The sequence below is a fragment of the Pseudomonas sp. RIT-PI-r genome (genome assembly GCF_001297015.1).
In the GTDB taxonomy this organism is placed as follows: domain Bacteria; phylum Pseudomonadota; class Gammaproteobacteria; order Pseudomonadales; family Pseudomonadaceae; genus Aquipseudomonas.
In genome coordinates this window covers 359,599-372,924 of the sequence record NZ_LIGE01000023.1, presented here as the reverse complement: position 1 = coordinate 372,924, position 13,326 = coordinate 359,599, and the positions used below count along the sequence as shown (strand labels likewise).

At 59.3% G+C, this 13,326-nt stretch carries 12 protein-coding genes; 7 read left to right on the top strand and 5 right to left on the bottom strand.

What is annotated here, in order from left to right; translation table 11 throughout:
* The first annotated feature begins 17 nt into the window (after nt 1–17).
* The gene (trkA, locus tag AK821_RS11205) at nt 18–1,394 is read left to right on the top strand and encodes a Trk system potassium transporter TrkA (RefSeq protein WP_064389689.1); all 1,377 of its coding nucleotides are present in this window, start codon (nt 18–20) and stop codon (nt 1,392–1,394) included.
* Between the two features lie 149 nt (nt 1,395–1,543).
* Nucleotides 1,544–1,858, top strand: a complete 315-nt coding sequence (locus tag AK821_RS11200; protein ID WP_064389688.1) for a tetratricopeptide repeat protein — start codon at nt 1,544–1,546, stop codon at nt 1,856–1,858.
* A 1-nt stretch (nt 1,859) separates the two neighbouring features.
* Here AK821_RS11200 and AK821_RS11195 read toward each other — a convergent pair whose 3' ends face one another.
* The 3 genes from AK821_RS11195 to AK821_RS11185 form a co-directional block, all read right to left on the bottom strand.
* Nucleotides 1,860–2,099 (bottom strand): PilZ domain-containing protein, encoded by a 240-nt coding sequence (locus AK821_RS11195; protein WP_007911864.1) that lies wholly within the window; start codon nt 2,097–2,099, stop codon nt 1,860–1,862.
* A 107-nt stretch (nt 2,100–2,206) separates the two neighbouring features.
* Nucleotides 2,207–3,094, bottom strand: a complete 888-nt coding sequence (locus AK821_RS11190; protein ID WP_064389687.1) for a lysophospholipid acyltransferase — start codon at nt 3,092–3,094, stop codon at nt 2,207–2,209.
* A gap of 40 nt (nt 3,095–3,134) precedes the next feature.
* A complete protein-coding gene (locus tag AK821_RS11185) occupies nt 3,135–3,692 on the bottom strand; it encodes a DNA-3-methyladenine glycosylase I (protein WP_064389686.1) in 558 nt (185 codons plus the stop codon).
* Nucleotides 3,693–3,773: 81 nt separating this feature from the next.
* Here AK821_RS11185 and glyQ point away from each other — a divergent pair, with 81 nt between their 5' ends.
* From glyQ to AK821_RS11165, 4 genes are all read left to right on the top strand, one after another.
* The gene (glyQ, locus tag AK821_RS11180; RefSeq protein ID WP_025112261.1) at nt 3,774–4,727 is read left to right on the top strand and encodes a glycine--tRNA ligase subunit alpha; all 954 of its coding nucleotides are present in this window, start codon (nt 3,774–3,776) and stop codon (nt 4,725–4,727) included.
* The gene (gene glyS, locus AK821_RS11175; protein WP_064389685.1) at nt 4,724–6,778 is read left to right on the top strand and encodes a glycine--tRNA ligase subunit beta; all 2,055 of its coding nucleotides are present in this window, start codon (nt 4,724–4,726) and stop codon (nt 6,776–6,778) included. Before glyQ ends, glyS begins: the two co-directional genes overlap by 4 nt.
* 4 nt (nt 6,779–6,782) lie before the next feature.
* Entirely contained in the window at nt 6,783–7,322 is a 540-nt protein-coding gene (gene gmhB / locus AK821_RS11170) for a D-glycero-beta-D-manno-heptose 1,7-bisphosphate 7-phosphatase (RefSeq protein WP_163030175.1), read from the top strand.
* Between the two features lie 83 nt (nt 7,323–7,405).
* Nucleotides 7,406–8,185 carry a lysophospholipid acyltransferase family protein gene (locus AK821_RS11165; protein ID WP_064389683.1) on the top strand — a complete coding sequence of 260 codons (780 nt, stop codon included), beginning with the start codon at nt 7,406–7,408 and terminating at the stop codon, nt 8,183–8,185.
* A 166-nt stretch (nt 8,186–8,351) separates the two neighbouring features.
* On the opposite strand, the gene AK821_RS11160 is transcribed toward AK821_RS11165, so the two are convergent.
* Entirely contained in the window at nt 8,352–9,884 is a 1,533-nt protein-coding gene (locus AK821_RS11160) for a sensor histidine kinase (RefSeq protein WP_064389682.1), read from the bottom strand.
* Nucleotides 9,885–10,053: 169 nt separating this feature from the next.
* Here AK821_RS11160 and AK821_RS11155 point away from each other — a divergent pair, with 169 nt between their 5' ends.
* On the top strand, nt 10,054–10,773 hold the full coding sequence (locus AK821_RS11155; protein WP_064389681.1) for a response regulator transcription factor: 720 nt from the start codon (nt 10,054–10,056) through the stop codon (nt 10,771–10,773).
* A 135-nt stretch (nt 10,774–10,908) separates the two neighbouring features.
* On the opposite strand, the gene gyrB is transcribed toward AK821_RS11155, so the two are convergent.
* Nucleotides 10,909–13,326: a DNA topoisomerase (ATP-hydrolyzing) subunit B gene (gene gyrB / locus AK821_RS11150; protein WP_007911885.1), complete on the bottom strand. Its 2,418-nt coding sequence runs from the start codon at nt 13,324–13,326 to the stop codon at nt 10,909–10,911.

The following is a 13,326-nucleotide window of genomic DNA, read 5'->3' as shown; positions in this document are numbered from 1 at the left end:
TTCAACGGAGTGACTGGATGAAAATCATCATCCTCGGTGCGGGACAGGTCGGCGGTTCGCTGGCCGAGCATTTGGCCAGTGAAGCCAACGACATTACGGTGGTCGACACCGACGGCGAACGCCTGCGCGACCTCGGCGACCGCCTCGATATTCGTACCGTGCAGGGCCGTGGCTCGCTGCCCTCGGTGTTGCGTCAGGCCGGTGCCGACGACGCCGACATGCTGGTCGCGGTGACCAACAGCGACGAAACCAACATGGTCGCCTGCCAGGTCGCCCACACACTGTTCCACACCCCGACCAAGATCGCCCGAGTGCGCGAAGCGTCCTACCTCAATCGCGAGGAACAGCTGTTCCAGAACGAAGCGATTCCGGTCGATGTGCTGATCAGCCCCGAGCAAGTGGTGACCAATTACATCAAACGCCTGATTCAGCATCCCGGTGCGTTGCAGGTGATCGACTTCGCTGAAGGCGCGGCGCAACTGGTGGCGGTGCGCGCTTATTACGGCGGGCCGTTGGTGGGTCAGCAACTGCGCCAATTGCGCGAACACATGCCGAATGTCGAAACCCGCGTGGCAGCGATTTTCCGCCGTGACCGGCCGATCCTGCCGCAGGGCGACACAGTGATCGAAGCCGATGACGAAGTCTTTTTCATCGCTGCCCGTGAGAATATTCGCGCGGTGATGAGCGAAATGCGCCGTCTCGACGAAACCTACAAACGCATCGTCATCGCTGGCGGCGGGCAGATCGGTGAACGTCTGGCCGAGGCCATCGAAAGCCGTTATCAGGTGAAGATCATCGAGATGAATCCGGCGCGCTGCCGTTATCTCTCCGACACCCTCGACAGCACCGTGGTGTTGCAGGGCAGCGCGTCTGATCGCGACCTGCTGCTGGAAGAGAACATCGCCGACGCCGACATCTTCCTTGCGCTGACCAACGACGACGAAGCCAACATCATGTCGTCGCTGCTGGCGAAACGGCTGGGGGCGAAGAAGGTCATGACCATCATCAACAACCCGGCGTATGTCGACCTGATTCAGGGCGGCGACATCGACATCGCCATCAGCCCGCAACTAGCGACCATCGGCACGCTGCTGGCCCACGTCCGTCGTGGCGATATCGTCAGCGTGCACTCACTGCGTCGCGGTGCGGCGGAAGCCATCGAGGCGATTGCCCACGGTGATGCGAAGTCGAGCAAGGTCATCGGCAAGCCTATCGAAAAGATCGGCCTGCCGCCGGGCACCACGATTGGCGCGGTGATCCGCAATGAACAAGTGATCATCGCCCACGACGACACGGTGATCGAGGCGGGCGACCATGTGATTCTGTTCCTCGTGGATAAAAAGCATATTCGCGATGTGGAAAAGCTGTTTCATGTCGGGTTGAGCTTCTTCTGATCCGGATTTTTGGGTGATCAGACTGGCGCCATCGCGAGCAGGCTCACTCCTACATTTGGAATGCGTTCCCCTGTAGGAGTGAGCCTGCTCGCGATGGGGATATCCCTAAGCAAGACTCATCCTGACACACCTCCTTCAAGGAATCTCCCATGCTCGAATCCCTGGAAAAAATGCTCGCCAAGGGTGTGGATAACTCCCTGCTGCGCTTCGGCCTGGGCAAGGGCTGTCTGGATCTCGGCGAAAACGCCAAGGCTGCCGAGCATTTCCAGCGCTGTGTCGGTTTTGATCCGAAGTATTCGGCGGCATGGAAACTATTGGGCAAGGCGCATCTGGCGCTGGGCGATCACGCCGCCGCGCGGCAAGCCTGGGAACAAGGTCTGGAAGCGGCCCGCGCCCATGGCGACAAGCAGGCCGAAAAGGAAATGACGGTGTTTCTAAAGAAACTGGATCGTCAGGCGCAGTGAATCAAAGGTAACGAAGACCAATACCGTCGGCATCCACTGTCACCACTTCCATGCGCACCCGCGGCGCGCCTGTGGGCAACCCCTGCACCTGGCCGTAAACCACTGCACCTTTGGGCAAAGAAGCCAAAACCGGATGCTGCACAAACACCCCGGTGGGCGACAGGTTGCGCGTCTGCCCGAGGCATTCGCCAAAGCTGTCGTGGGTGATCTTGATGCGGAAGGATTTGCGGTGTTCGGACATCTTGTTGCGCCCTTTGATGAACGGTTCTGTGGATAACCTCAAGCTGGATCAAAAGATCGCAGCCTTCGGCAGCTCCTACAAGTTATCCACAGAGTGTGCCAACTTCGTTAATACCAGCGCTCTTCGCCGGGTGGACGTTTCTTGAAGCGCTTCATGCTCCACATGTACTGGCTCGGATACGCCGCCACATAACGCTCGACCACTTTGCTCATCGCTGCGCAGGATTCGGCAGTATCGGTGCTGTACATGGCTTCGGGCGCCGCTTCGAGGATCACTTTGTAGCCAGAACCGTCGGGCAGGCGCAGCGCATGCAGGAACACGCCGACGGCTTTGCCACCAGCGAGCATGTTCGGCACGAATTTGCTGGTCAGCGCTTGAGTCGCGAAGAACGGCACGAAGATCCCGGCGGATTCGGCCGGTTCCGGGTCAGCGGGAATGCCCACTGCACCACCTTTGCGCACTTCCTTGATGACACTGAGGATGCCTTCCTTGGTGGAAGCAGCGACTTTGTTGCCGAGTTGCACGCGCTGTTTGCGCAGCAATTCATCCACCGCCTTGAGCTTGGGCGGACGGTAGAAAATGATTGGTTTGCACTGGCTGCAATAGAAGTGATTGAGCACTTCCCAGTTACCCAGGTGACTGGTGATGCCGACCACGCCTTTGCCCGAGGCCAATGCATCCTTGAGGATGTCGAGGCCCTCGACTTCGCGCACCAGATCGATCGAACGCTGCGCCGGCCAGATCCACGCGCAGGCGCTTTCGGTCAGCGACTTGCCGATGTCTTTCAAGCTCTGCCCGACCAGACGTTCACGTTCGGCAGGGTCCATCTGTGGAAAACATTTGGCGAGGTTGATCCGCACCACGTCGCGGGAGCGGTTGGGGGTTTTCCACATGATCCAGCCGATCGCCGAACCCACGGCCTGCACGGCCCGCCATGGCAGCAGGGCAAACAGCCGCAGAGCGCCTACCAGCAAGGCGCCTTTAAACTTTTCCACAGGTCACTCCTGATCTTGTGCGGTGCGCGAGGCGGCCATTCTAACCGCCGTTGACGAGCTGCGCGTAGCGGTCGCAGTCCTGAGTGTGGTCCATGACCATGCCCGAAGCCTGCATCAATGCGTAGCAAATGGTCGGGCCGACGAACGTGAACCCGGCCTTTTTCAGGCCTTTGCTCATCGCCAGCGCTTCGGGGGTGATCGCCGGGACTTCGCTGCGATCCTTGAAATGATTGATGATCGGTTGGTCGTTAACAAACGACCAGAGGAACCCGACCGGATCCTCCAGCGCCAGCCAGGCCTGGGCATTACGGCGGGCGGCATTGAGTTTGAGGCGGTTGCGGATGATCCCCGGATCAAGCATCAATTCGTCGATTTCGGCGTCGCTCATCTGCGCCACACGCTGCACGTCGAAGCCGAACAACACCTCGCGATAACGCTCGCGTTTGCGCAACACGGTGATCCACGACAGCCCGGCCTGGAACCCTTCGAGCAAAAGCAACTCGAACAAACCCTGCGCATCGCGTAGCGGCGTGCCCCACTCCTGGTCGTGATAAGCCATGTACAGCGGATCTTCGGTACACCAAAAGCAGCGTGGCATAAGGCTCCAGGGGGCGTGCGCAGCAATGAATCGGGTATACTCCCGCTCTTTAAATCGCAGCCCAAGAAACAGGTGAATTTCGTGAGCCAGCCTACGCCAGCCGTGCGTACCTTCCAAGACTTGATCCTCGCGCTCCAGCAATACTGGGCCGAGCAAGGTTGCGTGGTACTTCAGCCCTACGATATGGAAGTAGGCGCCGGCACTTTCCACACCGCGACCTTCCTGCGCGCCATCGGCCCGGAAACCTGGAACGCCGCTTACGTGCAGCCAAGCCGCCGTCCGACTGACGGCCGTTACGGCGAAAACCCGAACCGTCTGCAGCACTACTATCAGTTCCAGGTCGTCCTGAAGCCGAACCCGGACAACTTCCAGGAACTGTACCTGGGCTCGCTCAAGCATGTCGGCCTGGACCCACTGGTTCACGACATTCGCTTCGTCGAAGACAACTGGGAATCGCCGACCCTCGGCGCCTGGGGTCTGGGCTGGGAAGTCTGGCTGAACGGTATGGAAGTGACCCAGTTCACTTACTTCCAGCAGGCTGGCGGCATCGAGTGCTACCCGGTAACGGGCGAGATCACTTACGGTCTCGAGCGTTTGGCCATGTATCTGCAAGGCGTGGATTCGGTCTACGACCTGGTCTGGGCTGACGGCCCGATGGGCAAAGTGACCTACGGCGACGTGTTCCACCAGAACGAAGTGGAACAGTCCACTTACAACTTCGAACACGCCAACGTCGACAAACTGTTCGAACTGTTCGACTTCTATGAAAGCGAAGCCAAGCGCCTGATCGAACTCGACCAGCCGCTGCCGTTGCCGAGCTACGAAATGGTCCTGAAGGCGTCGCACACCTTCAACCTGCTGGATGCGCGCCGGGCGATCTCAGTGACCGCGCGTCAGCAATACATTCTGCGCGTACGCACCCTGGCGCGTTCCGTTGCGCAAGCCTACCTGCTGGCACGCGCCAAGCTGGGCTTCCCGATGGCGACCCCGGACCTGCGTGACGAAGTACTGGCCAAGCTGGAGGCTGCACAATGAGTGCGCAAGATTTTCTGGTTGAACTGGGCACCGAAGAACTCCCGCCAAAAGCCCTGAACACCTTGGCTGAGGCGTTCCTCGCCGGTATCGACAAGGGCCTGCAAGCCGCAGGCCTGAGCTACGAGACTAAAACCGTCTACGCCGCGCCGCGTCGTCTGGCTGTGCTGATCACCGCGCTGGCCACTCAACAGCCGGATCGCAGCATCAACCTCGACGGCCCGCCACGTCAGGCGGCGTTCGACGCTGACGGCAACCCGACGCAGGCAGCCCTGGGTTTCGCCAAGAAATGCGGCGTCGATCTGAGCGAGATCGACCAGAGCGGCCCGAAACTGCGTTACAGCCAGAGCATCGCCGGCAAGCCGACCGCGAGCCTGCTGCCGACCATCGTCGAAGATTCGCTGAACGACCTGCCGATCCCGAAACGCATGCGTTGGGGTGCGCGCAAGGAAGAGTTCGTGCGTCCGACCCAGTGGCTGGTGATGCTGCTCGGTGACCAGGTCATCGATTGCACAATCCTCGCGCAGAAGGCTGGCCGTGACTCCCGTGGTCACCGTTTCCACCACCCGCAAAGCGTGCGCATCGGTTCGCCGTCGAGCTACCTCGCCGACCTGCGTGCCGCTTACGTGCTGGCCGACGCCAACGAGCGTCGCGAAATCATCAGCAAGCGCACCGAAGAGCTGGCCACCCGTCAGGAAGGCACGGCAATCGTTCCGCCAGCGCTGCTCGACGAAGTGACCGCGCTGGTTGAATGGCCGGTGCCGCTGGTGTGCTCGTTCGAGGAACGCTTCCTCGACGTGCCGCAGGAAGCGCTGATCACCACCATGCAGGACAACCAGAAGTATTTCTGCCTGCTGGATGCCGACGGCAAGTTGCTGCCACGTTTCATCACTGTGGCCAACATCGAAAGCAAAGACCCGCAGCAGATCATCGCCGGTAACGAGAAAGTGGTTCGCCCACGTCTGACCGACGCCGAGTTCTTCTTCAAGCAAGACAAGAAGCAGAAGCTCGAAGCTTTCAATGATCGCCTGAAGAACGTGGTGTTCCAGGAAAAACTCGGCAGCGTCTACGACAAGGCCGAGCGCGTTTCCAAGCTCGCTGCGTACATCGCCGCACGCATCGGTGGCAACGCCTCTTGGGCTGCTCGCGCAGGCCTGCTGTCGAAGTGCGACCTGGCGACTGAAATGGTCGGCGAGTTCCCGGAGATGCAAGGTGTCGCCGGTTACTACTACGCCCTCAATGACGGCGAGCCGGAAGACGTCGCGCTGGCGCTCAACGAGCAGTACATGCCTCGCGGTGCCGGTGCTGAACTGCCAGCGACCCTGACCGGTGCAGCCGTTGCTATCGCTGACAAGCTCGACACCCTGGTCGGTATCTTCGGTATCGGCATGCTGCCAACCGGCAGCAAAGACCCGTATGCCCTGCGCCGCGCGGCACTCGGCGTGCTGCGTATCCTGATCGAGAAAAAACTCGATCTGGACCTGAACGACGCAGTGGCTTTCGCCGTGGCCGCATTCGGTGCCAAGGTCAAGGCTGCCGGTCTCAACGAGTCCGTGCTGGAATTCATCTTCGATCGTCTGCGTGCGCGTTACGAAGACGAAGGCGTCGAAGTCGCCACTTACCTGTCGGTTCGTGCCCTGAAGCCGGGTTCGGCGCTGGACTTCGATCAGCGTGTGCAAGCGGTGCAGGCCTTCCGCAAACTGCCGGAAGCGGCAGCGCTGGCGGCGGTGAACAAGCGAGTATCGAACCTGTTGAGCAAAGTCGAAGGCGCGGTGCCGACCGAGGTGCAAGCCAAGTATTTCGACAACGCCAACGAGTTCTCGCTGTACTCGGCGATCCAGCAAGCGGATCAGGCGGTGCAGCCAATGGCCGCGGCGCGTCAGTACAACGAATCGCTGGCACGCCTGGCTGCACTGCGTGAGCCAGTCGATGCGTTCTTCGACGCGGTAATGGTCAATGCCGACGACGCCAATGTGCGGGCCAACCGTTACGCGCTGCTGGCGCGTCTGCGTGGCCTGTTCCTCGGCGTTGCCGACATTTCGCTGCTGGGTTGAGGGACTGCTGTTGAAACTGCTGATTCTCGATCGGGACGGAGTGATCAATTACGACTCCGACGCTTACATCAAGTCAGTGGCGGAGTGGATTCCGTTGCCCGGCTCGATCGAAGCGATTGCGCAGTTGAGCAAGGCCGGCTGGACGGTGGCGGTCGCCACCAACCAGTCGGGCATTGCGCGCGGCTATTACGACCTCGCCACCCTCGATGCCATGCACGCGCGCATGCGCGAACTGGTAGCGGAGCAGGGCGGTGAAGTCGGGCTGATCGTGTATTGCCCGCATGGTCCGGACGAAGGCTGCGATTGCCGCAAGCCGAAACCGGGAATGTTGAAAACCATCGCAGCGCATTACAACGTCGAGCTGGCCAACGTCTGGTTCGTCGGCGACAGCCTTGGTGACCTGGAGGCCGCCAAAGCCGTCGATTCACAGCCAGTTTTGGTAAAGACCGGAAAAGGCGCAAAGACTCAGGGCAAAACCCTGCCGGTTGGCACTCTGATTTTTGACGATCTGGCGGCGATTGCCGCAGAACTTATCCACAACTAGAGTACTTCTGAAGTTCCTGACCAGGGATTGATCGGGAGTGCGCTTGAACACTCGGGCATTGCCCCGTAACGGTAAACGTCACTATGTCGATACTGCGGGCCATCAGAATTTTTCTCTTTTACCTGCTGCTGGGCACCACCTCCCTGCTGTGGTGCAGCTTGAGTTTTTTTATCGCGCCGTTTTTGCCGTTCAAGGCGCGTTATCGTTTTATCAACGTGTACTGGTGCCGTTGCGCCTTGTGGTTGACCAAGGTGTTTCTCGGTATACGTTACGAAATCAAAGGCGCGGAAAACGTGCCTGACCGGCCCTGCGTGATTCAATCGAACCACCAGAGCACCTGGGAGACGTTCTTTCTCTCTGCTTATTTCTCGCCGTTGAGCCAAGTGCTCAAACGCGAACTGCTGTACGTGCCGTTCTTCGGCTGGGCGATGGCCATGCTGCGGCCGATCGCGATTGATCGCGACAACCCGAAAGCGGCTTTGAAACAAGTCGCGGCCAAGGGTGACGAGTTGCTCAAGGACAACGTTTGGGTGCTGATCTTTCCGGAAGGCACACGCGTGCCGTTTGGCACTGTCGGCAAGTTCTCCCGCAGTGGCAGCGCTTTGGCGGTGAATGCGGCGCTTCCGGTACTGCCGATTGCACACAATGCCGGCAAGTTCTGGCCGAAAGTCGGCTGGGGCAAGAAGTCCGGGGTGATCACCGTGGTCATCGGCGAACCGATGTACGCCGAGGGGACAGGCCCGCGCGCCATCGCCGAGCTGAACGACCGAGTGCAAGCCTGGAATGAGAAAACTCAGCGCGAGATGGGCTCGCTGCCACCGGCCCCACAAGCGCCGGCCTCAAATGATCAGATCGCTGTCTGAGATTTTGTGGATAACCTGTGTACGGTTTTGTTGAAACCGCTTGAATATTGGTAATAAGTGATTGATTTACTTATATATTTCTCAAGCTCATAAAACACCATAAAACGTGCATAAGTTTTTCGGATGTAAAAAAACCGGCGGATATAGCCGGTTTTTTTGTGCCTGTTCATTCTGGGATCAGCGGTAATTCGAGCAGGAACGTGGTGCCTTGATCGACCACGCTGTGACATTCGATTTTACCGCCATGGTGGTCGACCACCGCTTTGACCATCGACAAGCCGAGGCCCACGCCGTCGATGCCCTGCGCGGAAGAAAAACGTCGGTATTGGCTGAACAGGTCGGGCAATTCGTCGGCGGCAATGCCCTTGCCTTGATCGATCAATTCACAGTGCAACCATTCCTCGCGGCAACTGACGCGCAGGGTGATAGTGGTATCTGCCGGGCTGTACTTGATCGCGTTTTCCAGCAGGTTGAACAGGGCGCGGGTCAGCAAGCCTTGGTCAGCATTGATCAGGCGCTCCTGGGATTGCTCGTCCATGTCATGCGACAGCTCGATGCGTTTTTGCTGGGCAATGGGCAACGCCTGATCCAACACGTCCAGCACCAGCATCGCGAACAGCGTCGGTTGAAATTGGTAAGTCTCGGATTCGGCCCGCGCCAGCAGAACAAACCCATCGGTCAGATCCAGCGCGCGGCGTACCTGCCGTTCGATCTGTTCGAACAGCGGTGCGTCGGCGCCGGCCTGATGCCGATGCACATCGAGCAAAGCGAGGATCGCCGAGTGCGGTGCACGCAAATCATGAGAGAGAAAGCGCAGCAACACGCTGCGTTGCTCCTCGGCCGCACGTTCAGCGCTGAGGTCGGTCAGGCTCAACAGCCAGCCAATCGGCGTGTCACCGTCCACCGGCAGCAGCGCAGCACGTTCCAGACGCAGACTGCGCTCCTTGTAATCGCGAAACTCCAATAGCGGCAGGGCCGACAGTGGCGGGCGCTGCTCTGTGGATAATTCCGGATAGCCGAGACGGGCGAGTTGACCAAGCACATCGTCGCCCACCAGAGGATCATCGAACAGCGCGCGAGCCTTGCGGTTACCCAGCAGGATCTGGCCTTTGGGGTCACTGATCAGCGTGGCGACAGGCAGGTACTCCAGACCATCGGCGATGAAACGCCGAGTATCACGGGTACGGCTCATGGCCTGCTCGAGCGCCATGATCTGGCCCTGCAAGCGATCAGCGCCGGTGAATTGCGAGCGACGGCGTTCGGGGAACACCTTCGGTTCGCTGTCGAGCCGTGCCAGCTCCCAACCGAAATAGGTCAGCACCACACTCAAGCGCCGCCAGTTCCAGATCAGATAACCGAACAACATGCCCAGCACCGCCGGCGTCGGCGACCACCATTGGCGCATCTCCGCCAGCCCGGCACTGACCAGCAGCGCGCAGGCCATGCCGATCAACGTAATCCACAGCGCCCAGCGCGGGCGCCAGAGCAGCAGCCCGAGAATCCCGGCAACCAGCACCACCGACAACAAAGCGCCCGCTGCCGGCGTCGCATCGTGCAAGCTGATCTGCGCGCGATAAGACAGCAGTGCAGTCAGCGGCAACAGCACTAGACTTATCCACAACCATTCGCGAACCAACTGTCGAAACAGTCGCTGCACCTGACTCGGCTCACGGCTTTCGCGCCGGCGCTGATTGTTCATGGGGAAAAAGGGCAGGGCAGGGTGAATGCTTTCATAGGTCACAGGTCTGAGACGTAGACTCGAAGAATCATAGCGGACGTCGACCAACGGCGGGCCGCTTACTTTCAAGGTGATGACCAAGCGACTATGGTTGACGCCCAACTGCCCATGCAACAAGGAACCACCGCGTATGCGCGTTGCGATACTGGACGACGAAGCCGCCGAACTGCGCCGGGTCGAGCAAACCCTGCAGCAAATGGCCGATGCCGGCGAACAGCCGTGGTCACTGCACAGCTTCGAGCGTGGCGAAGACTTGTTGCGACAGCTACGCCGGGAAACCTTCGACCTGCTGATCCTCGACTGGCAACTGCCCGACCTCACCGGCCTGGCCCTGCTGCGCTGGACTCGCGAGCATATGGAAGCGCCACCGGCAGCGATCATGCTTACCAGCCGTGATGGCGAGAGCGATATCGTTCAGGCGTTGAATGCGGGGGCGGATGATTATGTGAGCAAGCCGTTTCGACCGAATGAGTTGAAGGCGCGGGTGGCTGCGGTGCTGCGCCGGCACAGCCAGCAGCGGACAGCGGCGACGGAAGTGCTGAGCTTTAACGATTTGACGTTTGATGACGCTGAACTGACCGTCACTCGTGAGGGAAAGCCTATTGTCATGACCGAACGCGAGTATCGGCTGGCGCGGTGTCTGTTCAGCAACCTGGGGCGGCCGTTGTCACGGGACTATCTGTACGAGCGGTTTTGGCCGCATGAGGAGATGGCTTCTTCACGGCCGCTGGATACGCATATCTATCGTCTGCGCAACAAGCTCGGGCTAACGGCGGATCGGGGTTGGCAGTTGTTGACGATTTATGGGTATGGGTATCGGTTGGAGAGTGTGTCTGCAGCATCCGAGTAAAAGATCAAAAGATCGCAGCCTACGGCAGCTCCTACACCTATCTCCGTAGGAGCTGCCGCAGGCTGCGATCTTTTGATCCGCCAATAAAAAGGCCAACGCAATGCGTTGGCCTTTTTTGTTTGACGCAAACCGGGATCAGAAATCCAGGTTCGAAACCGCCAACGCATTGCTCTCGATAAAGTCACGGCGAGGTTCGACCGCATCACCCATCAGGGTGTTGAAGATCTGATCTGCGCCAATGGCGTCTTCGATGGTGACTTTCAGCATGCGGCGCACGCTTGGGTCCATGGTGGTTTCCCACAGTTGATCCGGGTTCATTTCGCCCAGACCCTTGTATCGCTGAATGGTGTGACGCTTGGTGCTTTCAGCCATCAGCCAGTCCAGTGCTTCCTTGAACTCGGTGACCGCTTTCTTGCGCTCGCCACGCTGGATGTAAGCGCCTTCGTCGAGCAGGGTGCTCAGTTGAGCGCCAAGGGTGACGACGGTTTTGTAGTCGTTGCTGCCGAAGAAGTCGCGGTTGAAGGTGACGTAGTTCGACAGGCCGTGGGAGATCAGTTCGACCTCTGGCAGCCACACACCACGTTCACGATCTTCACGCAGGCTGGCCTTGTAGACCAGACCGGACTTCTCGACGGTGCGCAGACGCGCTTCGTACTGGGCCAGCCACTCTTGCATCGCTGCGTGGTCGCCGAGCTTTTCCAGGCTCACGGCCGGCAGGTAGATGAAGTGCTCAGTCAGTTCCTGTGGGTACAGGCGCGACAGACGCTTGAGGGTCTTCATCACCATGCGGAAGTCGTTCACCAGACGCTCGAGCGCTTCACCGGAAATACCCGGGGCTTCTTCGTTCAGGTGCAGGCTCGCATCTTCCAGGGCCGACTGCGTCATGTACTCTTCCATGGCGTCGTCGTCTTTGATGTATTGCTCTTGCTTGCCTTTCTTGACCTTGTACAGCGGCGGCTGAGCGATGTAGATGTAGCCTCGCTCGATCAGCTCCGGCAACTGACGGAAGAAGAAGGTCAGCAGCAGGGTACGGATGTGCGAACCGTCGACGTCAGCATCGGTCATGATGATGATGTTGTGATAACGCAGCTTGTCGATGTTGTACTCGTCGCGACCGATACCGCAGCCCAGCGCGGTGATCAAGGTGCCCACTTCCTGGGAAGAGATCATCTTGTCGAATCGGGCTTTCTCGACGTTGAGGATCTTGCCCTTCAACGGCAGGATCGCCTGGGTCTTGCGGTTACGTCCCTGCTTGGCAGAGCCGCCCGCGGAGTCACCTTCCACCAGGTACAGTTCGGAGAGTGCCGGGTCTTTTTCCTGGCAGTCAGCGAGCTTGCCCGGCAGGCCGGCGATGTCCAGCGCGCCTTTGCGGCGGGTCATCTCACGGGCCTTGCGCGCAGCTTCACGAGCACGCGCGGCGTCGATCATCTTGCCGACGACCAGCTTGGCTTCGTTCGGGTTTTCCAGGAGGAAGTCGGAGAAGTACTTGCCCATTTCCTGTTCGACCGCGGTCTTCACTTCGGAAGAGACCAGCTTGTCTTTGGTCTGCGAGCTGAACTTAGGATCCGGCACTTTCACCGAGATGATCGCGGTCAGGCCTTCACGGGCATCGTCACCGGTGGTGGCGACTTTGTGCTTCTTCGCCAGACCTTCCTGCTCGATGTAGTTGTTCAGGTTACGCGTCAGTGCCGAACGGAAGCCCACCAGGTGAGTACCGCCGTCGCGCTGCGGAATATTGTTGGTGAAGCACAACAGGTTCTCGTTGAAGCTGTCGTTCCACTGCAGGGCGATTTCCACGCCGATGCCGTCTTCACGCTGGATGTTGAAGTGGAACACCTGGTTGACCGCAGTCTTGTTGGTGTTCAGGTATTCAACGAACGCACGCAGGCCGCCTTCGTACTTGAACAGCTCTTCCTTGCCGCTGCGCTCATCCTTGAGGACGATGCCGACACCGGAGTTGAGGAAGGACAGCTCACGAATGCGCTTGGCCAGGATGTCCCAGCTGAAGTGAATGTTCTTGAAGGTTTCGCTGGAAGCCTTGAAGTGGATCTGGGTACCGGTGGTTTCGCTGTCGCCAACGATGGCCATCGGTGCCTGAGGTACGCCGTGGACGTAGGTCTGTTCCCAGATCTTGCCGCTGCGGCGAACAGTCAGTACCAGCTCTTCGGACAGGGCGTTCACTACCGACACACCTACACCGTGCAGACCGCCGGATACTTTGTAGGAGTTGTCGTCGAACTTACCGCCAGCGTGGAGGACGGTCATGATGACCTCGGCGGCGGAAACGCCTTCCTCTTTATGCACGTCTACCGGGATGCCACGGCCGTTGTCTTTAACGGTGATGGACTCATCCGGGTGGATGATGATGCTGATGTCGTCGCAGTGGCCGGCGAGGGCTTCGTCGATCGAGTTGTCGACCACCTCGAACACCATGTGGTGCAGACCGCTGCCATCGTCGGTGTCACCAATGTACATACCGGGACGTTTGCGTACGGCATCCAGGCCTTTCAGCACTTTAATGCTCGTTGAGTCGTACGTATTTTCTTCGCTCAA